At 70.3% G+C, this 22,152-nt stretch carries 18 protein-coding genes and 3 pseudogenes; 10 read left to right on the top strand and 11 right to left on the bottom strand.

Annotation, left to right across the window (positions count from 1 at the left end; genetic code table 11):
- Position 1 precedes the first annotated feature (1 nt).
- Positions 2–640, bottom strand: coding sequence for an ATP-dependent Clp protease proteolytic subunit (locus ACLJT4_RS29895; RefSeq protein ID WP_411126982.1), 639 nt, complete (start codon positions 638–640; stop codon positions 2–4).
- Positions 641–1,094: 454 nt separating this feature from the next.
- Between ACLJT4_RS29895 and ACLJT4_RS29890 the strand changes: the two genes are divergently transcribed.
- Entirely contained in the window at positions 1,095–1,826 is a 732-nt protein-coding gene (locus ACLJT4_RS29890) for a hypothetical protein (protein WP_411126980.1), read from the top strand.
- An 87-nt stretch (positions 1,827–1,913) separates the two neighbouring features.
- Here ACLJT4_RS29890 and ACLJT4_RS29885 read toward each other — a convergent pair whose 3' ends face one another.
- From ACLJT4_RS29885 to ACLJT4_RS29865, 5 genes and pseudogenes are all read right to left on the bottom strand, one after another.
- The gene (locus ACLJT4_RS29885) at positions 1,914–2,753 is read right to left on the bottom strand and encodes a carbohydrate-binding protein (protein ID WP_411126978.1); all 840 of its coding nucleotides are present in this window, start codon (positions 2,751–2,753) and stop codon (positions 1,914–1,916) included.
- 475 nt (positions 2,754–3,228) lie between these two features.
- Positions 3,229–4,224, bottom strand: coding sequence for a LysR substrate-binding domain-containing protein (locus ACLJT4_RS29880; protein WP_411126976.1), 996 nt, complete (start codon positions 4,222–4,224; stop codon positions 3,229–3,231).
- 271 nt (positions 4,225–4,495) lie between these two features.
- Positions 4,496–5,272 (bottom strand): annotated as a pseudogene (locus tag ACLJT4_RS29875) (S1 family peptidase).
- A gap of 537 nt (positions 5,273–5,809) precedes the next feature.
- Positions 5,810–6,343, bottom strand: a complete 534-nt coding sequence (locus tag ACLJT4_RS29870) for a GNAT family N-acetyltransferase (RefSeq protein ID WP_411126974.1) — start codon at positions 6,341–6,343, stop codon at positions 5,810–5,812.
- Between the two features lie 268 nt (positions 6,344–6,611).
- Positions 6,612–7,010, bottom strand: coding sequence for a winged helix-turn-helix transcriptional regulator (locus ACLJT4_RS29865; protein WP_411126972.1), 399 nt, complete (start codon positions 7,008–7,010; stop codon positions 6,612–6,614).
- Between the two features lie 181 nt (positions 7,011–7,191).
- On the opposite strand from ACLJT4_RS29865, the gene ACLJT4_RS29860 reads away from it, so the two are divergent.
- The gene (locus ACLJT4_RS29860) at positions 7,192–7,917 is read left to right on the top strand and encodes an alpha/beta fold hydrolase (RefSeq protein ID WP_411126970.1); all 726 of its coding nucleotides are present in this window, start codon (positions 7,192–7,194) and stop codon (positions 7,915–7,917) included.
- Between the two features lie 42 nt (positions 7,918–7,959).
- On the opposite strand, the pseudogene ACLJT4_RS29855 reads toward ACLJT4_RS29860, so the two are convergent.
- Positions 7,960–9,097, bottom strand: a pseudogene (locus ACLJT4_RS29855) (epoxide hydrolase).
- A gap of 82 nt (positions 9,098–9,179) precedes the next feature.
- On the opposite strand from ACLJT4_RS29855, the gene ACLJT4_RS29850 reads away from it, so the two are divergent.
- Both ACLJT4_RS29850 and ACLJT4_RS29845 read left to right on the top strand, forming a co-directional pair.
- On the top strand, positions 9,180–9,755 hold the full coding sequence (locus tag ACLJT4_RS29850; protein ID WP_411126968.1) for a CGNR zinc finger domain-containing protein: 576 nt from the start codon (positions 9,180–9,182) through the stop codon (positions 9,753–9,755).
- A 157-nt stretch (positions 9,756–9,912) separates the two neighbouring features.
- A complete protein-coding gene (locus tag ACLJT4_RS29845) occupies positions 9,913–10,680 on the top strand; it encodes a GNAT family N-acetyltransferase (protein ID WP_411126966.1) in 768 nt (255 codons plus the stop codon).
- 112 nt (positions 10,681–10,792) lie between these two features.
- Here the strand turns inward: ACLJT4_RS29845 and ACLJT4_RS29840 are convergent, their stop codons facing one another.
- Together ACLJT4_RS29840 and ACLJT4_RS29835 are read right to left on the bottom strand one after the other, a co-directional pair.
- A complete protein-coding gene (locus ACLJT4_RS29840) occupies positions 10,793–11,863 on the bottom strand; it encodes a serine hydrolase domain-containing protein (protein WP_411126964.1) in 1,071 nt (356 codons plus the stop codon).
- 169 nt (positions 11,864–12,032) lie between these two features.
- On the bottom strand, positions 12,033–12,320 hold the full coding sequence (locus ACLJT4_RS29835) for a DUF4190 domain-containing protein (protein WP_411127141.1): 288 nt from the start codon (positions 12,318–12,320) through the stop codon (positions 12,033–12,035).
- Between the two features lie 298 nt (positions 12,321–12,618).
- Between ACLJT4_RS29835 and ACLJT4_RS29830 the strand changes: the two genes are divergently transcribed.
- Together ACLJT4_RS29830 and ACLJT4_RS29825 are read left to right on the top strand one after the other, a co-directional pair.
- Positions 12,619–13,914, top strand: a complete 1,296-nt coding sequence (locus ACLJT4_RS29830) for a histidine kinase (RefSeq protein WP_411126962.1) — start codon at positions 12,619–12,621, stop codon at positions 13,912–13,914.
- An 11-nt stretch (positions 13,915–13,925) separates the two neighbouring features.
- The gene (locus ACLJT4_RS29825; RefSeq protein ID WP_411126960.1) at positions 13,926–14,612 is read left to right on the top strand and encodes a response regulator; all 687 of its coding nucleotides are present in this window, start codon (positions 13,926–13,928) and stop codon (positions 14,610–14,612) included.
- Between the two features lie 643 nt (positions 14,613–15,255).
- Here the strand turns inward: ACLJT4_RS29825 and ACLJT4_RS29820 are convergent.
- Positions 15,256–15,657: pseudogene (locus tag ACLJT4_RS29820) on the bottom strand (SDR family NAD(P)-dependent oxidoreductase); the annotation flags it as partial.
- A gap of 691 nt (positions 15,658–16,348) precedes the next feature.
- A complete protein-coding gene (locus ACLJT4_RS29815; protein ID WP_411126958.1) occupies positions 16,349–18,316 on the bottom strand; it encodes an ABC transporter ATP-binding protein in 1,968 nt (655 codons plus the stop codon).
- A gap of 727 nt (positions 18,317–19,043) precedes the next feature.
- On the opposite strand from ACLJT4_RS29815, the gene ACLJT4_RS29810 reads away from it, so the two are divergent.
- The 4 genes from ACLJT4_RS29810 (at position 19,044) to ACLJT4_RS29795 (ending at position 22,058) form a co-directional block, all read left to right on the top strand.
- Positions 19,044–19,865 (top strand): HipA family kinase, encoded by an 822-nt coding sequence (locus ACLJT4_RS29810; protein ID WP_411126956.1) that lies wholly within the window; start codon positions 19,044–19,046, stop codon positions 19,863–19,865.
- Positions 19,862–20,257, top strand: coding sequence for a DUF3037 domain-containing protein (locus tag ACLJT4_RS29805; protein ID WP_344574570.1), 396 nt, complete (start codon positions 19,862–19,864; stop codon positions 20,255–20,257). Before ACLJT4_RS29810 ends, ACLJT4_RS29805 begins: the two co-directional genes overlap by 4 nt.
- 225 nt (positions 20,258–20,482) lie before the next feature.
- Entirely contained in the window at positions 20,483–21,244 is a 762-nt protein-coding gene (gene fabG, locus ACLJT4_RS29800; protein WP_411126954.1) for a 3-oxoacyl-ACP reductase FabG, read from the top strand.
- 43 nt (positions 21,245–21,287) lie between these two features.
- Entirely contained in the window at positions 21,288–22,058 is a 771-nt protein-coding gene (locus tag ACLJT4_RS29795) for an SDR family oxidoreductase (RefSeq protein WP_411126952.1), read from the top strand.
- Positions 22,059–22,152: the final 94 nt, after the last annotated feature.

Below are 22,152 nucleotides of genomic sequence, written 5' to 3'. Positions count from 1 at the left end.
GTCACAACCCCATCCGTCGGCGCGACGCGGCCGGGCGGATGTCGGCGAGCGACTCCACCACCCGGTCCACGATCCCGTACTCCTTGGCCTGTTCGGCCGTGAACCAGCGGTCCCGGTCGCCGTCCCGCCTGATCGTCTCCTGGCTCTGACCGGTGTGCTCGGCAGTGATCCGTTCGATGGCCTGCTTGGTGAATTCGAGGTTCTCCGCCTGGATCTCGATGTCCGCGGCGCTGCCGCCGATGCCCGCCGAGGGCTGGTGCATCATGATCCGTGCGTTCGGCAGCGCGAACCGTTTGCCGGGCGTCCCCACGGCGAGCAGGAACTGGCCCATGCTGGCGGCGAACCCCATTGCCAGCGTCGAGACGTCGTTGGGGATGAGCCGCAGCGTGTCGTAGATGGCCAGGCCCGCGGTGACCGAACCGCCGGGGCTGTTGATGTACAGGCTGATGTCGGTGCGCGGGTCCTCCGCCGAGAGCAGCAGCAGCTGCGCGCAGACCCGGTTGGCCGACACGTCGTCGACCTGCGTGCCGAGGAGGACGATCCGTTGGGCGAGCAGCTGGGCCGCGAGGTGGTCGTCGAAGCGGCTGGGCGGTGTGTCGCCCTCCTCCGCGCGCAGCGGCAACGTGGCGAGTGGATGCATCGGGTCTCCTTGTCGAGGCGGGCATGCCGTCGACTCCACTCTTGACCTCGGGAGACCCCCGGATGCGGTTTCTCTGCCCGCAGCAGATTCGCCACCGGCAGAGGCCGGGGCCGGCGGCGGGTTCGACGCCGAGGCCGCCGCGAGGTACGAGCCTGGTGGGGCCTCGGACCGGCCCGGCGTCCGGCGGTTGTGAGGCGTCGACGCCACCGACAGTGCGTCACCCCGACGGGACCCCTCCCGCCGACGGGCCTGCACGGGCCCGCACGGACCTCAACGGTCTCCTGCTCGCGTCGGTGGTGCCTTGCGTTGGGCTGACTAACCGTCAAGCACTCCGCCGTACGAGCGCGCGAGGTTAGCCGGGTGTTAGCGGAGCGGCAGTCTCGCGATAGCGGTCCCGACCAGAGTGGGTGTCGTAGCGAAGAGACCTCGTCACCGACTTCCCCCGGGGGCCCCAATGAATTCCAAGACCGTTGTCCGTAGCGCCCGTCGTCGCCGTACCCTGCGCGTTGCCGCGGCGACCCTGACCGCCGCCGCTGCCCTGTCCTTGACCGCGTGCTCGGGTTCGGACGCCGGTGGCGGCAAGGCCGCGGGGCAGGCGGCCACCGCCGGGTCCAACGGCGCGGGCTCCTCCGCCGCGGCACCGGCCGACTCCCAGGCGGACTCCGGCGCGAAGGGTGACACCAAGGGCGGCGGCACGGGCGAGGCGAAGTCGAGCGCTGCGGGCACGCAGTCGGGCGGTTCGCGCGCCGGCAAGGGCACGTCACCATCCCCGATCCGCACCGTGAAGTTGGTGGACGGCAGCAAGGCGGAGGTCTACGACCTCGGGAAGCAGCGCTACCGCGCCAAGATCATCAGCAAGGGCTCGGTGCTGGCCACCATCGAGACCACCGGGCAGGAGATCGACGCCGGGCTGGACGCCAACGACATGTTCGTGGTGCTCACGATGGGCGGCGAGGTCCACTCCTGGATGGGTGGTGGGCAGCAGGGGCCCGGCACGTTCCACCTTGCCGGTGGTTGGACCGCCAAGGTGACGAAGATCGGCGAACTGCGGTACCGCGCGCAGATCATCGGCCACGACGGCTCGGTGGACGCCACGTTGGAGACCAAGGGCCACGACGTCGGCCTCGACGCCAACGGCGTCTACATCGTGCTCAGCACCGGCGGCATCATCAGCGCCCACGAGTGAACCTCGGGACCGCCCCCGGGCGCTGCCTCCCCGTCGCGCGGGCGGGCCTGACGGCCGGGTGGCCGGAGCCCGACGCGGGACCGGCGGTCACTCGCGGTGCCACAGCGCCGACACGTTGGGCGGCTCCCAGCCCACCATCGACGTGTGGGCCTGCACACAGCGGTACGTGCCGCCCTGGTAGGTGACCCGGTCGCCCGGGGCGTAGGCGCGGCCGGGCGTCCAGGCACCGCTCGGCGGATCGGCGGGCGGTTCGGTGGGGTCGCCGGGCCCCGGTGTCCCGTCGACGTCCAACACGAAGTCGAACGTGCCCTCCTTGCCGGTGCCGGCCCCGCGGACGTTCATCAGCAGCGCGGCGTCGAAGAGGGCGTCGGTGGCGTTCCGCGGCTCGCCGGGGAAGTACAACTGGCTGGTCAGCACGGACTCTCCGGGGGCCTGCGCCTTGACGTGGAGGTGCCGCGTGCGGCCCGGGTACAGGCCCGGCACGATCGTGGTGAGCGCGAACGCTCCGCGCGCATCCGTGAACTGGTGGCCGCGCAGCGTGTAGCCGGCCATGTCGTAGCTGCCGGCGTCGTCGGCCTGCCAGAAGTCGAGCAGCACGCCGGAGAGGGGGGCGCAGTGCCGGCCGAAGACGTATCCGCTGACGGTGAGCGGGGTGCCCGGCATCCCGGCGTCCACCAGGTTCGTCCGCAGCGGCGAGTTGGGCTTGAAGTAGGGGCCCTCGATCTGGTCGTGGGTGGGGCCGTCGCCGTCGTCGCAGGCGGGCGTCACGGAGAGCGGGCGTCCCTGGCCGGCGGAGTCGCGGGCGAGCGCCATCGTGCCCGACGACAGCAGCGGGACCGTGGCACCGGCGGCGACGGCCGCCTTCAGCAGGCTCTTGCGGCTGATCGGCCGGCCGGATCTGGTGTCGCGGTGCGGAGGGGGTGTCATGGCGATTCCTCGGTCTCCTGAGTAGGGAAGGAAGAGGGTCGGGGCGTGCCTGACGGGTGACCGGCGGTGTGCGGACGTGCGGACGTGAGCACGACGGCCGGCCCACGCCGAGGGCACCGCCGCGCAGACCGCGCCATGCCGTTCGGAGGGCCGCCCTGGGCGCGATCACCACCGACGACGGTAGGGGCAGCGGCGGTGGTTCAGCGAGATACCGCCCGATCCCCCTGGGCGGCGTTATGGAGCGGAATGAGCCTGCGGTGGCTCCCGCCTGCCCGAGGTTCACGCCGGGGTGCGGCAGGCAACGCTCGCGCCGGGGCGCCTCACATGCACCAGAACTGCCCCGTGATACTCAACTACCTTGCCAAATAGTCGACTTGACTGAGCAGGGGCAACCGGGGAAGGGCTTGTCGAGCCCCGGTGTGCGGGTTGCTCCGCTGACCGGAGCGTGGTGCGGCGCCGCGACTCGCCGCGGACGTCAGACGGCGTCCTCCTCCAAGGCCACGGCGCAGCAGGCCGCCGGCCGGATCCCGTGGCCCGCCCGGGCCCGCCAGTCCGTGTACGTGTCGCAGCGCGCCGCCGTGCGCGCGTGTGCCCGCAGTGCCTGCGCCAGCATCGTCGCCGCGACGTCCGGCCGCTGGTTCGCCGGGTGCCAGCCCAGCAGATGCCGCCAGTGCAGCGGCGTACCGGCGAGGGGGCGGGTCGTCAGGCCGGGGGTCGGCGGGAACGTGGCCCGGCACAAGCCCACCGCGCGCCCCACCTGCACCAGGTGCGCGCAGGAGGCGGTGTCCGTCTCGTACATGCGGCGGGGGCTGAAACCGGCCCGGGCGCAGGCCACGGTGAAACAGTCCCCGAAACAGCCGTCGCCCGGCACGCACGCCCACGTCTCCTCGGCCAGGGCGGCCAGGTCGACCTCCCGTTGGTGGGCGAGCGGATGACTGTCGGCGAGCATGACGAAGACGGGATCGACGGCGATATCGCGCCAGACGAGATGAGGGGCGCCGGGTGGCGGCGCCGACCCGCAGGCCCCGGCCAGCGCGAAGTCCATGCGCCCGTCGGCCAGCAACTCGGCCAGCTCGCGCTCGGACCACGAGACGTGGGTGGTCACCGTGGTGTCCGGGGCGGCGTCGGCGAGCCGGTCCACCAGTGCGCCCAGCAGCGGGCCGTGCGTCGCGCCCAGCCGCAGCCGCGCGGTCCCCGGCCTGGTGAGCGCGAACCGGGCGGCTTCCCGCTGGAGTTCGCTCACCGCCGGCAGTACGACCCGGGTCCGCTCCAGCACGAGTTCCCCGAGCGCCGTGGCCCGCACGCCGTACCGCCCGCGTTCGAAGAGCGCGCCGCCGAAGGCGCGCTCGATCCGTCTGAGCTGTGCGCTGAGCGCGGGCTGGGCGAGCCCGAGCGCCGTCGCCGCTCTGGTCAGACTTCCCGCGTCGGCGATCGCGCGGAGGATCCTCAGATGTCTCAACTCCAGTTCCATGAAGGGAGCTTGCGCAATACACGGACAGCGGACAAGTAGTTGTTGAAAGTTCAGGCGTCGGGGTCGCGCGCGCCGCTCTCCAGCGCTTACGGCCTGCACCTGGCCGAATTCGTGCGTCGTTGGACCACCGGGAAAGGCGTGCCGACGCCCGCCCCCGCGTCCCGCACCGGACTTTCCGTCGATCCAGGGGAGGGGCGTCTCCAGGTGACGGCGACGGCCCTCGCCGCATCGCGACGAGGGCCCCGGATCCCGCCGGGCGGGCGGCGCGGGCTCAGACTCCCGCGATCGACTTGATCCAGGAACGGTACGCGGTCACGTTGCTGTACGCCGTGCTCGTCTGCCGGTCGCTGGTGGAGGCGACGCCGACCTGCACGCCGTTCGCCGTCATCGGTCCGCCGGAGTCGCCACCGGCGGTGATGCCGTCACCCCAGGAGGCGCAGATCGCGGAGCCCCCGTAGGCGTCCGTGCCACCTCGTAAGGGGTGTCTGAACGGAGGAGCCCACCCAGCAGCCAGTTGGGCACTACCTCCAAGCCCGGTCCTTCAGGGCCGGGTCAAGTTGACGTACTGGGACTGGCAGTTGATCTCCGAACCGCACTGGGAGGTGGCGCCCCAGCCGTACACCTGCACGTTCTGCCCGACGCGCACCGAGCCGGGCTGTCCGAGGGTGGCATAGGCCGTGGACACGGAACGGTCGAGACGGACCAGCGCCAGGTCCGCTCCGTGGGTGTAGGTCTGCACGCCGTTGGCCGTGGTGCCGCCGCTGTACTGGTCCAAGCTCCCGATGCGGAACGACAGGGCGCCGCCGGCGACGCAGTGCTTGGCGGTGAGGATCCACGTCGGGGCGATGATGGTGGCCGAACAGGTCTCCTGGCCGTTCGAGTACAGCCGGGCGGCCCAGGGGCCGCTGTTGGCGTATTGCCCACCGATGATGGGCTGCGGCCCCTTGGTGCCTGGGGGAACCGGCGCCGCGCCGGCGGTGGGGGCGACGAGTGCGAGGACGGCGACCGCTGCGGCGGCGAGAGCGGGCACGAGCTTCGATATGCGCAAGGTTCCTCGATCCGGAAGGCACGCCACGTGAGACGTGCGTGTGCGGGGTCGATGGCCCGATGGGCCGCGCTCACGGCGAACGCCCGGGGCGAAGGGGCCGTTCGCCATGAACACGACCATGCTCCCGTAGGGATTCGTGAACGGAGTACTAACGCTTGTCCATAACACGGAAGTTATGGCGCGCCGACTCGGCAGTCGGGGGTGGGGTCCCGTGGGCTGGCTGCCCGGCTGCCCGGCTGCCTGGCTGTCTGCTTGGCTGGTGGTGGCCGGCGCGGGGACCTGTGCCGGCCGAACGCGGTGAAGGTGCGGGCGGCGGCGAACTCGACAGGCATGTCTGCGGCCCGGTGGCGGCGGCTCAACCGCTACATCGCACGAGAGCCCTCGGGCACCGACACTGTGCGCACCCCCATGCAGGCGCAGGTCTCGGTGGGGCAGCAGGAGCCGTCGTCTGTGCGCCCTACCCCGCGGCGGCCGATGCGGTCGAGGGCGCCTGGACACCAGTCGCCTGTCGCCCGATGATCAGGGGCCCCGGCTGGCTCACGCCTGGTACTCCGTGAGGTCGATGCTGTGAACGCGCAGCGGATGGCCGTGCACCGGGTGGGTCGTCTCGCGCTCCAGCACCATGCCCAGCTTGCGGATGACGTTCTCGGAGGCCGCATCGCCGGCCCGGCTGATGCTGATGACGTGGTCGAGGCCGCGGTCCTGGAGTGCGAACTCCAGCGTGGCCTGGGCGGCTTCGGACGCGTATCCCTGGCCCCAGAACTGTTGGCCGAGCCGCCAGCCGATCGCCACGGCGGGCCCCACCTCCGGCAGGAAATCAGGCACGTACAGCCCGGTGAACCCGGCCAGTTCCCCCGAGGCGAGCAGTTCGACGGCGAAGAGCCCGAAGCCCTCCTCGTCCCACTCCTCCTCCCATCGCTCGATGGCCTCCGCCGTGTGGTCCAGGTCGTGCACCGCGCCGTCGTCGACCCAGTGCATGACCCGAGGGTCCGCGTTGATGTCGGCCATGGGCACGAGGTCGTCGTCGTCCCAGCGACGGAGCAGGAGGCGGGGGGTGCGGATCTCAGTCATGGCCCCCATCCTGCCGAAGACAGGGGACCCGTTGGTAATCGGGACTCGCCGCGCCGCCGCCCAGGCTCCCACGGCACCTTGCGTCTGATCGACGGATCAGGGCAGCGCCCGGGTGAGTGCGCCTGGGTACCGGCGACGCCTGGGTCAGACGGCTCGGGCTTCGGCGATCGAGGACAGAGCGCGGGTGCGGCAGCCGGATCATCAACGCGAACATGGCAGGCGGTGTCTTCACAGGGGGACAGTCAGGTGACCATCGGCCCGTCGTTCGCTACGAGGCCGGTGTGGGATCCGTGCGGGCGTCGTAGGCGGCGCGGGCGTCGTCGATCCGGACGAGGTGCGCGATGCTCCATTCGAGCAGGGGCGCGGTGGCCTCGCGCAGGGTGATGCCCATCTCGGTGAGTTCGTAGCTGACATGCGGCGGCATCACTTCGTAGACGGTCCGGGTCAGGATTCCGTCACGTTCCAGGCTGCGCAGGGTCACGGTGAGCATGCGCTGGCTGATTCCGTCGATGGCCTTCTTGAGTTCGGTGAAGCGGCGCGGTCCGTCCCTGAGGTTGCGCACGACCAGCAGCGACCACTTGTCTCCGACGATGTCGAGTACCACCCGGGTCCGGCACGCATCACTGGGCCGCGCCACCGGTTTCGGCTCGTCTCGCGCCGCGTTCATGGTTACCTCCAGAGAACCGGGGCACCGGAAAGTGCCTTATTGCCTGCGGCGCGTTGCGTGCGCCAGCATGCTCGTGGTGCTCAAACCATACCGAGGCACTAAAGGTAACCATCAGCCGCGAACCGTCGGCATGCGCGTGGTCCGCGCTCTTCTGCTGCTACGAAGGAAGGTTGATTCACGCATGTCCATATTTCTGCTGGTACACGGCGCTTGGCACAGCGGACGCTGCTGGGAGCGGGTGGTGCCGCTGCTGGAGGCCGCCGGGCGCCAGGTGTTCGCGCCGTCCCTGACCGGCTACGGCGACAAGGCGCACCTGCTCGGGCCGGAGGTGGGGCTCGACACGCACGTCGACGACGTGGTCGGGCTGGTCGCCGAGGAGAACCTCGGCGACGTCGTACTCGTCGGCCACAGCTACGCGGGGCTGGTGATCTCCTCCGCCGCAAACCGGATTCCGGAACGCATCGCGCACCTGGTCTACCTCGACGCGATGGTCCCTCAAGACGGCGAGTCCGCAGTCGACGTCCAACCCGTGACACGGCAACTCATCGAGCTCGCCGAGAAGTCCGAGAGCGGCTGGCGGGTGCCGCCGATGCCCGAGCAGCCCGCTCCCTTCGGCCTGTTCGGCGTCACGGACCCGGTGGACGTTGCCTGGCTGCGCGGGATGCTCTCGGACCAGCCGGTGCGTTGCCTGCAGCAGCCGGTGCGACTGGACAACCCGGCGGTGAACGCGATCCCGCGCACGCACATCCACAATGTCGGTGCCGTCCCGGCGGGTGTCACCCGCCGTCCCGTCCCCCCGATCCAACCCAACGGAACCGCCGCGCGGGTCTGGGAGTTGCCGACCGGCCACGACAGCATGATCACCATGCCGGGCGAACTCGGCGAACTGCTTCTCAAGCTCCCCTAGCGCCACATCAGGCGGTGATCGGGTGCCGGCACCCAGCCGCGTTCACCGCTTGGCGGCCAGCACCGCCGCGAGGCCCTCTCGCAGGTCTTTGACGAAATACTCGGGGACCTCCAGCGAAGGGAAATGTCCCCCGCTTTCTGGCTCCGTCCACCGGACGATCTGCCGGTACCGCTCCTGCGCCCAGGGGCGCGGACTCTTCTCGATATCGCGGGGATACATGGTGATCGCCGACGGGACGTCGACCCGAAGTTCGGGATCGAGGGAGTTGTGGCTTTCGTAGTAAATGCGCGCCGATGATGCGCCGGTCCGCGTCAGCCAGTACAGCGTGACGTCGTCAAGAATCCTGTCTCTGGAAATCGTCTCGAACGGGCTGTCGTCGGTGTCCGACCACTCGGCGAACTTGTCGAGGATCCAGGCGAGAAGCCCGACCGGTGAGTCGACGAGCGAGTAGCCGATGGTCTGCGGCCGGGTCGCCTGCTGCTTCGCGTACGCCGCGCGGTGGCGCCAGAAATCGCGGGTCTCCTCGGTCCACCTGCGCTCGACCGCCGTGAGCCCGTCCGCCGTCAAGCCGGGCGGCGCCTCCGCGAACAGGGTGTGGATGCCGAGAACGTGCGCCGGGAACCTGCCGCCGAGAACCGTGGTGATGTTGCCTCCCCAGTCGCCGCCGTGGGCCACGAACCTGTGGTAGCCGAGCCTTCCCATCAGTTCCACCCACGCGGCCGCGATCTTTTCGGTTCCCCATCCGGTGGTGGTCGGCTTGTCGCTGTAACCGAAACCCGGTAGCGACGGGACCACGACGTGAAACGACGGCGTGTCCGCATCCTTCGGATCCGCCAGTTCGTCCACCACGTCGACGAACTCGGCAATGCTGCCCGGCCAGCCGTGCGTCAAGAGCAGAGGAGTGGCATCCGGGCGGGCGGATCGGCGGTGCAGGAAATGGATTCCCAGATCATCAATGGTCGTGCGGAACTGGCCGATCCGGTTGAGGCGCTCTTCGAACGACCGCCAGTTGTACCCGGTGCGCCAGTAGTTCACGACATCGACGACGGCCGGGCGCGGCGCGGTGGACCGTCTCGGCCTCCGGTAGCCGCGCCGCGGCCAGTCGCGCGCGCAGATCGTCGAGGTCGGCGTCAGTTGCGTGGGCTTCAAATGCTTGCACGTCGCTGGTGGGATGGGGCATGAGACCTCCTGGCCATCGCGGAACCGGCTAAGACGGTTCTAGCAGTCGCCCGAGCCGCGCCGCAACCGGCTAAGGTGGTTCCATGCATGCTGGGTTTCCTGACTTCCGTCTCGGCAAGGTGCTGGCCACCAGCTTCACGGGGACCCTGTCGGAGCGTCATGGTGACGCCGTGGAGCGCATTCCCACGCCGCACCGACTCATGGACTGGCTGGCGGTGAACGGCCTCGCCGTGGACTCCTGCACCACTGCCCAGCTCGACCTCGCTCGCGAACTGCGGGAGTCGATTCACGCCGCCGCGACAGCGGCCGCGACCCAGGACGCTCTCCCCGCGTCCGCCGTCCACGTCATCAACGACTGCAGTGCTCAGGGCCGGGCCGCGGCCGTCCTGACGCCCGAGGGTGAGCGGCGATGGCGGCTCAGCTCGGCTTCCTGCGTGGAAGACGCCCTCGGCGTGATCGCCGCCGACGCGATCAGCATCATCGCCGGCGAACGAGACGGGAAATTGGCCTTGTGCGCATCGCCAACCTGCCGAGCCGCCTTCTTCGACACCAGTCAAAGTCGCACCCGCAGATGGTGCGACATGAACACCTGCGGGAATCGTCAGAAGAAAGCGCGCTTCAACGCCAACCAGCGCAAAAACCCCAGATCGGCGGAGTGATCGTTACCCCGGTACATTCTTGCCGTCGTCGCCCCAAGTCCGCGCAGGCCGAGGGCGGCTACCGGGAGGCCGTGGCCTGGGCCCGTTTCGGGTAGGGGCCGGCACGGTCCGGTCTTTTTCCGTTGCCTCGTATGCCTGGTGATGCTGGAGTGAGCGGATGGATCAGGACACAGTGCTGGCGCTCTTCGACCGCGAGATGCGACGCGGCATCCAGGCCGATGGGCCCGGAGCCCGGGTGGAGCGGGTGGGCGGCGTCGTACGCCATGTCGGCGCGGACGCCGACGGCTGGAACGGAATCGTCTGGTCGGACCTGGACGAAGCCACCGCGGACGCCGCGGTCGCGGAACAGATGGAGTACTTCACCTCACTGGGGCGCGGGTTCGAGTGGAAGCTGTACGGCCACGACCGGCCGGCCGACCTACCGGGACGGCTGCGGGCAGCGGGGTTCGTACCCGAGCCCGAGGAGACGCTGATGGTCGCCGAAATCGACGACCTGCCCACGCGCGTCGAACTGCCCGAGGGTGTGCGCCTGCTGCCGGTGACCGATGCTGCGGGGGTCGAGCTCGCGGTGGCCGCGCAGGAGCGGGCGTTCGGCGAGGCGCGGCCGTACCACCGGCAGCTGTTGCTGGGCCAGCTGGCCGCCGGCCTGCCTCCCGCGGTCGTCGCCATGGCCGGTGACGTGCCGGTGAGCGCGGCGCGGATGGAGTTGCACCCGGGTACGTCCTTCGCGAGCCTGTGGGGCGGGGGCACCGTGCCGGAGTGGCGCGGCCGGGGCGTCTACCGGGCCTTGGTCGCCTTCCGTACCCGCATCGCGGCCGAACACGGCTACCGCTACCTTCAGGTCGACGCGTCCGACCAGAGCCGTCCGATCCTGCGACGCCTGGGGTTCGTACCGCTGGCCACCACCACCCCGTACGTACGCTGACCTCACCCGAAACGCGGCATCGACCGACGGGGCGTCGTGCGACGTCACCGCGGGACCACGCCGCTGGAGCAGACCGGCCCTCCGCTCCAGCGGCCCTTGTGAGAGGCGTGGTTCAGCGGCAGAGGGCCGTGTCCACGACGCTTTCGAGATGCTTCGTGGCCGCCTCGTCGGTCGGGATGCTGGTCACTGCGATGTTGGCGGCGCGGCCGTCGTCGGTGGCTCCGCCCCGGGTCTCGTATCCCGGGATGTCACCGCCGTGGCCCCAGTAGACACCGCCGCACGACAGTGGCCTGCTGATGAGCCCCAGTCCGTAGCCGGCGCCGGTGTTCCCGATGGGGACGGTGGTGCGCATCTGGGCGAGCTGGGCAGCTGGGAGGAGGCGGCCGGCGAGGAGCGCGGTGAAGAACGTGTTGAGGTCGGAGTTGGTGGAGGTCATCTGGCCTGCGGCCCAGCCCGCGGAGGGGTCCAGTTCCGTGATGTCGCGTAGAGGTCCGCCCGCTGGACCCCTTTGGTAGCCCTTGGGATGGGGTTCCCGGATGGTCCTGTCACCAGGGGCGGGGAAGTAGGTGTGGCGCAGCCCGACGCGTTGGACGATGCGCCGGTCTATCTCCTCGGCGAGGGGCCGGCCGGTGACCTTCTGGACGACCAGGCCGGCCAGCACGTAGTTCGTGCTGCTGTACTCGAATTTCGCCCCGGGGGTGAAGTGGGCCTTGTGCTGGAAGGCGATGTCCAGGAGGTCGTGGGGATCGAAGTACCGGTGCCGCATGGTGGCGTCCTCGATGGAGTCCTCGTAATCGGGAAGGCCGCTGGTGTGCTGGAGGAGCTGACGGACGGTGATGCGGCGTCCGTCGATCCCCTCCCCGCGTACGAGACCCGGCAGATAGGTGTCGACCGGTTCGTCGAGGCGGATCCTCCCTTCACCGACCAGTTGCAGCACGACCAGCGCGGTGAACGTCTTGGTGTTGCTGCCGATCCGCACCTGGCTGTCCCTGGGCACCTTCGAGCCGGTGGCCAGGTCGCCGACCCCCGCGGTGTAGGTACCGGCGCGGCCCTCACGATTCGTGACGCTCGCCAGCGCGGCAGGCAGGCCGTCGGAGCGCACCAACGCGTTCAGGCCCTGCTGGACGGTGCCCGGCCTGACGGCAGCAGACGCGGCGGGCGGCGCCAGGGCACCCATCGTCATGATGCCGATGGCCACGGCGGCCGTGGCCGGCACGGCTCGTCGCCGACCACCCTGCTGCCGCCTGGAAGAACGAACCCTCTGCCATGCCTGCTCATCCATGAGTCAACTCCTGTGGAATCTCGGGGGAAACGGCGGTAGGTGCCGAGCCATCGGCGGGGCCGGCCGCCCGTCAGTCACTGGTGAGCTGCTGGTGGACGCATTGCTGGTACTGCCGGAAGCTGTCGGGCCGGTAGCACTGCTGCGTCTGGTTGGCGTACCACGTCATGAAGAGGGCGACGAGGACGGACACCACGATCGCGATGAAGGACGTCACCACGCCGGTGAGGGACTCGCCCCGGCCGATGCCGGTCCGTTTGACCGTCCTCAGGGCGACGATGCCCGTGATCAGGCCGATGACGCCGAGCAGGCCGCCGATGACGATGATCGAGGTGAGCAAACCGGTGAGGCCCAGCACCATGGCGGCCACCGCCAGGCCGTTCCTGCCGGCCGGAGGCGGTGCCGTTCGCCTCGATGCCGTCCGACTCGGTGCGGTCCGAGTCGGCGTCGATGTCCGCCGACCTGACACGGCCTCAGTTGGCGCCGTGTGATGCGGTGGCATCGCTCTCCCTTGGGTGTGCATCAGCCGTCCTCTCGTCAACCGGGCTGAACACGATCATGGGTTCCGGTGACGCGGGTGCGCATCGCGGGAAGGTGGGAGAAAAGGCTCCCTCGATCGAGGGAGACCACCGCTGAGCTGCCCGGTCATACTGGCAATCGTGATCAAGGGAATCCGGCCGTTGCTGCGCGGCTCCACGTATGCGGGTGTGCTCTTCGCCTATGGCGGCGCGTTGGCGAGCCTGCCACTGCTGCCGTTCGCCATGCTGCCGGCGCTGGTGTGGCGATCTGCTGCCTATGGAGTGCAGGTCGTTGTGACCTTGCTGGTCTGGGCAGCACTGATCGGCGCGGTCGGGCTGGCCCGCACCACGCGGCGGGCGTTGATCGCGTCCGCCCGTCGCATGCTGGGGGTGCCGTTGCCGGATCCGGTGGCCGGTCGTCGGTTGGCGAGCTCACCAGGTACGGTGCCGACCCCTACGACGCCGGCCCCCGCGGTGCCATCCGGCGCCGACCGCCTGCGGACGCCGCTCTGGCTGCTGCTGCACGTGGCCCTGGGGTGGACGGGGGCGCTGGTGAGCGGTGTGCTGCTCCTCGCGGGCCTGTCGCTGCCGGGGGGCTGGCTCGGCGCCGAGGCGCGGCTGAGTCTGTTCGGCTGGTCGGTGCGGGTGGCGGGCGGCTGGTGGAGCTGGGTGGTGGCGGTCGGCTGCGTGTTGCTGGCGGCGCTCGGGTGCGTGGCGGTGACGGGCGCTCTGCGGTGGTTGGCGCCAAGGCTGTTGGGGCTGTCATCGGCCGAGCGGCTCGCGCTGGCGGCCGAGCGGGAGCTGCTGCTTGCCGAACGCAACCGATTGGCCCACGAGTTGCACGACTCGATCGGGCACACGCTGACGGCGGCCACGATTCAGGCGGCGGTGGCGGGGGAGGTGCTCTCCGCCGACCCGTTGGCGGCGCGGGCCGCCCTGCGCAGCATCGAGGAGTCGACCCGGGCCGCGCTGGAGGACCTCGACTACGTGCTGGGCGTGCTGCGCGACGAGGACGCGGGGACGGCGCCGACCCGGACCTTGGCCGACCTGCCTGAACTGCTGGACCGGTTGCGGCATGCCGGCGCGGTGGTGGAGCCCGAGCTGTCGGGCGAGTTGGCGCAGGTGCAGGGGACGCTCTCCCGGGCGGCATACCGGATCCTGCAAGAGGGGTTGACGAACGCGTTGCGGCATGGGGCGGGCGGTCCGATCGAAATCCGGGTCGTGGCGGCACCCGACGCACTGGAGCTCCGTGTGGTCAACCGCATCGAGGTGCGCACGGGCATCGGCACGGGCACGGGTGCCTTCCCGACGTCCGGGCACGGCCTGCCCGGGCTGGCCGAGCGCGTGCGGCTGCTCCACGGTGAGATCGAGGCCGGCCCGGACGGGCCGCAGCGCTGGCGGCTGGCGGTCCGGCTGCCGGTACGGGTGTCGGCGTGATCCACTCCGACGTGAGCGAAGCCGCCACCAGCGCCACCAACACCCCCGTCACCCTCCTGATCGCGGACGACGACGAGGTGACGCGCAGCGGTCTGCGTACGCTGCTCGCGGCCCAGCCGGGGATCGCGGTGGTCGGCGAGGCCGCCGACGGTGTCGAGGCGGTCGAGCAGGCCCGGCGGCTGCGGCCGGACGTGGTTCTGATGGATGTGCGGATGCCGCGGCGCAACGGGATCGAGGCCACCCGGCAACTGCTGGCCGAGCCGGCCGAACCGCCGAAGGTCGTGATGATCACCACCTTCGAGAACGACGGCTACGTCACCGCCGCGCTCAGCGCGGGAGCCAGCGGGTTTGTGCTCAAGCGGCGTCCGGTCCGGCAGATCGCGGAGGCGGTACGGGTGGTGGCGGCCGGGGAGACGATCCTCTTCCCGGCGGCCCTGCGCCGGATGGTCGCGGCCCGCCCGCTGGGCTCCGCCGAGGCGTTGCCGAGGGCGGCGCTGACGGGGCGGGAGGAGGAGGTGCTGCGGCTGATGGCCACCGGCCTGTCCAACCCGGAGATCGCCCAGGCGCTCACGGTGACTCTGGAGACGGTGAAGACGCACGTCGGGAACGTGCTGACCAAGCTCGGCGCGCAGAACCGGACGCACGCGGTGGTGATCGCGTACGAGTCCGGTCTGGTGGTGCCGGGGCTCGCCGGCTGACTCGGTCTCGTCCCCGTTGCGCATCCCGCCCGCCAGGCCACCGACTCCCTTCCCCCCGTTCCCACGCCGTCCTGACGTGTGGGGCGAATCCGAGGCGGTGCCCCGCCGAGAGCGGGATTCGGAACCAGGGTGTGGCGGTTGCGGTGCGGTAGAACTCGGCTGCGGTGACGGTGGCGGGGACGCCGAGCTCGGCGGAGACCGCGGTGATCGCGCTGTCGCCGACGGCGAGGTCGGCGTGGCCGTCGGTGGTGAAGTACGGTGCGATGAACCTGGCGTAGTGGGCCCGGACTTCCTCCTCCGTCTGCCCGCCGAGGAACGTCCGCATGTGCCGCACGGTGGTGTCGGGATCGTTGTGGATCACCTGCAGGGCGCGCCGGTCGGCTCGGACGACGGCCTGGACCGCGGGGTCGTCCGGCGAGATGTAGCTGGGGTCGACGGCCACCCCCACCGTGGGGATCTGGAAGTGGTCGCCGACCCAGGCCGGCACCTGCCAGCCGTGCTCGGCGGCGACCGCCTCGGGTGCCATGGTGCTGCCCACATAGGCGGCGTCGATGCTGCCGTTGCGAAGATGGCGCAGGTCCATGCCGTAGTCGCCGGGGGAGCGGACGGCGGTGTGGACGTCGCGGTCCGGGCGTCCCCAGCCCTGTCCGCGCATGGCGGGCAAGACGGCCTTGGCCACCGCGAACGCCGCATGCATCTCGGCGTCGATCTTGCCGCCCAGTTCTTCCCACGTCATGTCCTGGAACGACTTGACCGCATACGGGATGAGCGCGTTGTGCACGAGTACGTCGATGCCACCCCAGGCCGCCTGGACCTGCTCGACCATGCGCTCGATCGCCGCCGGCTCCCGCACGTCGGCCTGCACTGCCATGGCCTGGCCGCCGGCCGCCTCGATGGCGGCCACGACCTCTTCGGCCGCCGTGGTGTTGCGGAGGTAGTTGACCACCACGCGCATCCCTCGCCCGGCCAGAAGACGTGCGGTGGCCGCGCCGATTCCGCTGCTGGCCCCTGTCACCAACGCCACTCTGCCGATTGCCCCGGTCATGGCCCCACCTCCTGTTCGTCGTCGCGTACCGTCGGAACGACCGCCCGGAGGGCTGCTGTCGGCACCGGCTGAGCTGCCGAGTGAGGTCACCCGCGGGGCGTTGGAGCGGCTGCGCGACTCGCAGTTGCCGCACGAACTCGCCTGGATCGCGGCCGACCTGCTGCGGACGAGCGTCGACACCGTGCTCCACCGGGCACTCCGCTCAGCAGATCCCGGCGCTGACGGCGGTGCCGGCGCCCGTCCCGGAACAACTCGTCGAGCCTCCGGTGGACCACCGCACCCACACGCTGCTCCACATACCGGCGCAGCATCGCCCCGTCACGAGCTGAGCTGCGCCGATGCGCCCCAACCACTGCCACCAGCGTGCGCTCTACCGCCGCGAACTGCCGGTCAGCACTTGAGAAACTGGTTGGGTTTCGATGGTTCTCATGGTGGCTCCCCGTCCCTGCACTGTGCAAGGCGCACCTTCTGGGCAGGAGGTAGGGCTCTCACGGAGAGCCACAGACGCCGTCTGCCAGTCACCCTCCGTAGGACGATCGTTGACGACACACGGCAGCTCATCCATACCGCCCCATACCGCCCCGTGTCGCCCTGTACCGCCTTCAGGGCCCACATCATCCACATTCGACGGTTTGATTGCGAGGGAACCGCCGCGCTCGTGTCCCGTACGCCGTGTGGCTCGCCTTGGTGCTCAGCTGGGTGGTGTGGGGCGGGGGAGAGTGGTCTGAGGCGTTTGGCTGTACTGCGCGGCCTGCATCTCGTAGAGCGCGCGGTAGTGCCCGCCGTCCAACTCCATGAGGTCCGTGTGGCTGCCTTGTTCCACGACGCGGCCGTGGTCGAGCACGTAGATCAGGTCGGCGCTCGCGGTGGCTGCCAGGCGATGGGTGATCAGCACTACCGTCGTGGTGTCATCGGTCAGCGACCGCAGTGCCTGGAACGCCTCGATCTCCGCTCGTGGATCCAGGGCCGAGGTCGGCTCATCGACGATCACCAGGGGCGCTCGTCGATACCGCGCCCGAGCGCTCCCCATGCGCTGCCATTGTCCGCCGGAGAGTTGGGTGCTGCGCTCGAAGCCGCTGACGATGATGCTGTTCCACTGCTCGGGTAGCGATTCCACCACGTCCAGCGCATCGGCCTCGTGGGCGGCCTGTTCGATCCGGGCCTGGTCCAGGTCGATTTCGGGGCGGCCGATGTGGACGTTGGCACGAGCGGTCATCGGCCATCGAGGGAAGTCCTGACAGAGGAGGGCCACCTTGTCGAAGACGGCGTCGCGGTCCGCTTCACGAAGGTTGACGCCGTTGACGAGCAGTTGGCCCTTCGACGGGAGGTAGAGGCCGGCGAGGAGTTTGGACAGTGTCGTCTTGCCGGAGCCGTTCTCCCCGACCAGTGCGACCACCTTCCCCGCAGGGATCGTCAGCGACACCTCCGACAGGGCGGCCTTGTCGGCGTCCGGGTAGCTGAACGAGACGTTGTCGCACCGCACTTCGACGGGTCCCGAAGGAAGCGGCTGACCGCCGGCGGGGATCGCGTCGGCCTCCGCCACCTCGTACGCCTTCTCCAGGTCGGACAGGTACATCGACTCCTCGTAGAGCCGATTCATCGTCTGCACCAAGCTGCCGAGGTTCTGGCTGGAGGTGCGCACCGCGACCACCGCGGTACCGGCAGCCGCCAGTGGGATGTCGCCGTACCACAGCAGGGCCCACAGGGCTCCGTAGGAGACCAGTGCGGCCATCCCGGACAGCACCGCGGCCATCAGGTCCGTGCGGGCCTCGGCGTAGGCCAGGCGCTGCTTCTCCTGGGCGGATGTGGCGGCCATGTCCTCGTAGGCGCCCGCCAGCAGTTCGCCGGCCCGGTGGGCTTTGACCTCTGGACCAGCGGTCGGTCGGGACAACTGGTAGGTGACCATGTCGGTGGCCCGTACGTGGTCGAGCCACGCTCTGCGTGAGGCGTAGGCGCGGCGTACGACCGCGACCGCACCCCAGGCTTTGGGGGTGGCGATCAACAGCAGGGTCAGTACGAGGAGCGGATGCAGCAGGGCCAGAACGCTGGCTGCCGCGACCAGTCCGACGAGGGTGTTGATGACCTGGATCGTCGAGCCCAGCATCGAGCGAATGGAGCGGATCCCGTACCGGCCCGCGTCCAGCGCGCGTTGCGCCTCCTTGTTCTCCAACGTGGCCAGTTCGACCCGGGCCAGCCCGCGGTAGTAGCGGGCCGTGCACGCCCGCTCGATCTTCGGCTCCAATCGGCCGGAGGCCGCCACGCTCACGGCCGACAGCAGGGAGGACATCGCGGTCACTGTGGCGGCCGCGAACAGCGCTGGAGCAGCATCCAGCAAACGCCGAGTGGTGGGTCCGCCGGAGAAGACGGCCACGAGCACCTGGTTGGTGGCCACGAGCGTGAAGGCGCGCATCACCCCGATCCCCAACTCCGCCGCGAGCAAGGTCAGCAGGGCGCGTAAGTCCTCTCGCCACGCGGCCCTCGCGACGATGGCCATCATCGCCGGGAACTGGCGGGCCATCTTCCAGAACGACAGCCGCAGCAAGGGATCCTCGTACTGCGCCCACGCCTTGTCGTGTCGGAGGACACCGCTGAACAACAGCTTCTCGCTCTTCGAGAGCGCCGGTTGCCGCGTCGGCTTGCGCCAGAGGGAGGCGATCATGCCCACCCACCCGCATCCGAACATGCTGAGTCGATCATGTCCGCGTCGCGGCGGACGTGCGCGGCTGTCACGGGCGGGATGCCGGGGGAGGCGGTCCGGACGGGGGCGGCAGGTTGAGGGGTGGGAGCGGTGCGGGCGGGGAGCGGGCACATGACGGTCTCCAGACGGTGAGAGGTCGGGATGTCGTCGCGTTCAACGAGAGCGACCGGCCTTTCGAACTCCTGTGTTTCGGACGCGATGAGAGTCCCGCCGGAGAGCGAGAGAACGTTCGTTCCGGGTGCCTGCCCCTTGTCCGAAGCGGGATGTCCTCCGGACGGTCATGGCCGAAACGCCGGGCTTGAGGCACCTGGGTTCAAAGGAACTTCCGAGCACTGTGTGGCAGTCCGCAGTCCGCAGTCGGCGCCGAAGGACGGGTTCCACGTGCTGTGGCGCGCCTACGCCTCCCTGTTGTCGGGGGGGCCGGGGAGTCCCCGGCGGCCGTCGCGCGGTGGTTCGGTCACTCACCCCCGGCCATCACGCTCGGTTACTATGCTCACTTCATGCCGGAGGCCGGAAGTGAAGGTCGCACCGCCCTCGACGGGCCGCTCGGGCGAGTGGGGCGAGCCGTGTGCCGGCCGATTCTCCCCAGGTTCTCCCCGGGGCTGATCGGGGGCGGTTCCGGGGCGTGTACCACTGTGAAGCCGACCGTTGACTCTAAGGAAAATGACCCGTGGGGCCTAGGAAAGCGTTGAGGGAGGTCGTTGCGACCCGCTATGTCACGCCCTTGCGTGAGGGTGGGTCGCTCCCCGGGATCGTCGAGGGGGACGACCTCGGTACCTACATCATGAAGTTCACCGGCGCCGGGCAGGGGCGCAAGACGCTGGTCGCGGAGGTGATCTGCGGGGAGTTGGGGCGGCGGCTCGGGTTGCGGGTGCCGGAGTTGGTGCAGATGGAGCTCGACCCGGTGATCGGGTTGAGCGAGCCGGACCAGGAGGTCCAGGCGCTGCTGAAGGGCAGCGGGGGGTTGAACCTGGGCATGGACTACCTCCCGGGATCGCTGGGCTTCGACCCGCTCGCCTTCGAGGTGGGCGCGCGCGAGGCGGGTCGGGTCGTGTGGTTCGACGCGCTGATCAACAACGTGGACCGGTCCTGGCGCAATCCCAACCTGTTGGTGTGGCACGGTGAGCTGTGGCTGATCGACCACGGTGCGGCGATGATCTGGCACCACAACTGGCCGACGGCGGAGCGGGCCTCGGCCCGGCCGTACGACGCCTCCGACCACGCGCTGGCCACGTTCGGGCCGGACGTCGCGGCGGCGGCCGAGGAACTCGCGCCGTTGATCACCGAGGAACTGCTGACCGAGATCGCCGCGGAGGTACCGGACGTGTGGCTGGACGGCGAGCCGGGTTTCGACGCCCCGGACGAGCTGCGGCAGGCGTACGTGCGCACGCTGCTGGCGCGGGCGCGGACGATCAGCGAGCACATCACCATCGGGGAGCCGACGAAGGACAGGCCGTCGCAGGCACCTCAGTGGCTGACCGGCAAGGCGCCGCGGAGGGCCGTGAAGTGAGTGGACTGCACAACGGGCGCGACGTCTTCGAGTACGCGCTGCTGAAGGTCGTCCCGCGGGTCGAGCGCGGGGAGATGATCAACGCGGGGGTGGTGGTGTACTGCCGGGCACGGCGGTTCGTCGAGGCCCGCACCCACCTGGACGAGGCCCGGCTGCTGGCGCTGGACCCCACGGTGGACGTGGCCGGCGTGCGGGCCGCGCTGTGCGCCGTGGAGGGCATCTGCGAAGGGGGCGCGCGGGCCGGCCAGGCGTCGGGCGAGGACCCGGGGCAGCGCTTCCGCTGGCTGATCGCGCCGCGCAGCACCATCGTCCAACCGGGCCCGGTGCACACCGGGCTGACCGCCGACCCCGCCGTGGAGGCGGAGCGGCTGCTGGAGCTGCTGGTGCGCTGAGCGCGCCTGGGCGCGCGGTGCGTGGGGCGGGCCTCCCTTTTGGGGCCCGCCCCACGCGTCGTTCGCGGCGGGTGTGCGGTGGTGGGGCGTTGACAGGGGGTGGTCGGGCTTCTAGCGTCAGCCCTGCTGAGGCTACTAAGCGGTTGCTCACCCGGATCGGATCGGGGCCGACCGCCGGTCCAGGTGTTCGAGGTTTTTCGACGATCGAGGGTGAGGAGAACCCGCATGTCCACCACCGAGCAGCGCGTTGCCATCGTGACGGGCGCGGCCCGCGGCATCGGCGCGGCCACCGCCGTCCGCCTGGCCGCCGAAGGCCGCGCCGTCGCCGTACTCGACCTCGACGAGGCGGCCTGCAAGGACACCGTCGAGAAGATCACCGCGGCCGGCGGCAAGGCCCTCGCGGTCGGCTGTGACGTCTCGGACAGCGACCAGGTCGCGGCCGCCGTCGAGCGCGTCGCGGCGGAGCTGGGCGCGCCCACCGTCCTCGTCAACAACGCCGGTGTGCTCCGCGACAACCTGCTGTTCAAGATGACCGACACCGACTGGGACACGGTCATGAACGTGCACCTGCGCGGTGCGTTCCTGATGTCGCGGGCCTGTCAGAAGCACATGGTGGACGCGAAGTTCGGGCGGATCGTCAACCTCTCCTCCAGCTCGGCGCTCGGCAACCGCGGCCAGGTCAACTACTCGGCGGCCAAGGCCGGTCTGCAGGGCTTCACCAAGACCCTCGCCATCGAGCTCGGCAAGTTCGGCGTCACCGCGAACGCCGTCGCCCCCGGCTTCATCGCCACCGACATGACCGCCGCCACCGCCGAGCGGGTCGGCATGGACTTCGAGGACTTCAAGACCGCGGCCGCCACCCAGATCCCGGTGCAGCGCGTCGGCAACCCCGACGACATCGCCAACGCGGTCGCCTTCTTCACCGCCGAGGCCGCCGGCTTCGTCTCCGGCCAGGTCCTGTACGTCGCCGGCGGCCCGCTCTGCTGACCGCCCGACCGACCGCAGGAGCACAGGAGCAGGAGGACTCGACATGACAGCGCAGGACAGCGGGCTCCCCGAGCCCTCCGGCAAGGTCGCCCTGATCACCGGGGCCAGCCGTGGCATCGGGTACGGCATCGCCGAGGCCCTGATCGCCCGCGGGGACCGGGTCGTCATCACCGGTCGCAACGAGGACGCCCTGAAGGAGGCGGCCGGGAAGCTGGGTGCCGACCGGGTACTCACCGTCGCCGGCAAGGCGCACGACGAGGCGCACCAAGCCACCGTCGTCGAACGGGCCATGGAGACCTTCGGCCGGGTCGACTACCTCGTCAACAACGCCGGAACGAACCCAGTGTTCGGCCCGATCGCCGACCTCGACCTCAACGTGGCGCGCAAGGTCTTCGAGACCAACGTCGTCTCGGCGCTGGGCTTCGCCCAACGCACCTGGCACGCCTGGCAGAAGGACAACGGCGGCGCGATCGTCAACATCGCCTCGATCGCCGGCCTCGCCCCCTCGCCGTTCATCGGCGCCTACGGGATCAGCAAGGCGGCGATGGTGAACCTCACCCTCCAGCTGGCCCATGAGTTCGCACCGGTGGTGCGGGTCAACTCCATCGCCCCCGCGGTGATCAAGACCAAGTTCGCCGCGGCGCTCTACGAGAACCGCGAGGAGGAGGCGGCGGCCGGCTACCCGATGGGGCGGCTGGGCGTCCCGGAGGACATCGGCGGGGCCGCGGCCTTCCTGTTGTCCGAGGCGGCCGGCTGGATCACCGGGCAGTCGCTCGTCGTCGACGGCGGACTGTTCCTGAACGCCGGGGTGTGACGACCCGGGGGCGCCGGCGCGGGCGGCCCCGACCGGGCTTGCCTTCGTGTGCACTCCAAGCGGCAGAGTCCGTGGTGCCGGTCCCGACGAGGGG

The sequence above is a fragment of the Streptomyces sp. x-19 genome (assembly GCF_046549115.1).
In the GTDB taxonomy this organism is placed as follows: Bacteria; Actinomycetota; Actinomycetes; order Streptomycetales; family Streptomycetaceae; genus Streptomyces; species Streptomyces albulus_C.
The sequence above is the reverse complement of the archived record's forward strand: the minus strand, read 5'-3'. Positions and strand labels throughout refer to the sequence as shown.

What these genes read in the sequence shown, in the direction of transcription:
- ACLJT4_RS29895 (WP_411126982.1), bottom strand. Translation starts at nt 640, where the DNA reads ATGCATCCACTCGCCACGTTGCCGCTGCGCGCGGAGGAGGGCGACACA.
- ACLJT4_RS29890 (WP_411126980.1), top strand. Translation starts at nt 1,095, where the DNA reads ATGAATTCCAAGACCGTTGTCCGTAGCGCCCGTCGTCGCCGTACCCTG.
- ACLJT4_RS29885 (WP_411126978.1), bottom strand. Translation starts at nt 2,753, where the DNA reads ATGACACCCCCTCCGCACCGCGACACCAGATCCGGCCGGCCGATCAGC.
- ACLJT4_RS29880 (WP_411126976.1), bottom strand. Translation starts at nt 4,224, where the DNA reads ATGGAACTGGAGTTGAGACATCTGAGGATCCTCCGCGCGATCGCCGAC.
- ACLJT4_RS29870 (WP_411126974.1), bottom strand. Translation starts at nt 6,343, where the DNA reads ATGACTGAGATCCGCACCCCCCGCCTCCTGCTCCGTCGCTGGGACGAC.
- ACLJT4_RS29865 (WP_411126972.1), bottom strand. Translation starts at nt 7,010, where the DNA reads ATGAACGCGGCGCGAGACGAGCCGAAACCGGTGGCGCGGCCCAGTGAT.
- ACLJT4_RS29860 (WP_411126970.1), top strand. Translation starts at nt 7,192, where the DNA reads ATGTCCATATTTCTGCTGGTACACGGCGCTTGGCACAGCGGACGCTGC.
- ACLJT4_RS29850 (WP_411126968.1), top strand. Translation starts at nt 9,180, where the DNA reads ATGCATGCTGGGTTTCCTGACTTCCGTCTCGGCAAGGTGCTGGCCACC.
- ACLJT4_RS29845 (WP_411126966.1), top strand. Translation starts at nt 9,913, where the DNA reads ATGGATCAGGACACAGTGCTGGCGCTCTTCGACCGCGAGATGCGACGC.
- ACLJT4_RS29840 (WP_411126964.1), bottom strand. Translation starts at nt 11,863, where the DNA reads ATGACGATGGGTGCCCTGGCGCCGCCCGCCGCGTCTGCTGCCGTCAGG.
- ACLJT4_RS29835 (WP_411127141.1), bottom strand. Translation starts at nt 12,320, where the DNA reads ATGGTGCTGGGCCTCACCGGTTTGCTCACCTCGATCATCGTCATCGGC.
- ACLJT4_RS29815 (WP_411126958.1), bottom strand. Translation starts at nt 18,316, where the DNA reads ATGATCGCCTCCCTCTGGCGCAAGCCGACGCGGCAACCGGCGCTCTCG.
- fabG (WP_411126954.1), top strand. Translation starts at nt 20,483, where the DNA reads ATGTCCACCACCGAGCAGCGCGTTGCCATCGTGACGGGCGCGGCCCGC.
- ACLJT4_RS29795 (WP_411126952.1), top strand. Translation starts at nt 21,288, where the DNA reads ATGACAGCGCAGGACAGCGGGCTCCCCGAGCCCTCCGGCAAGGTCGCC.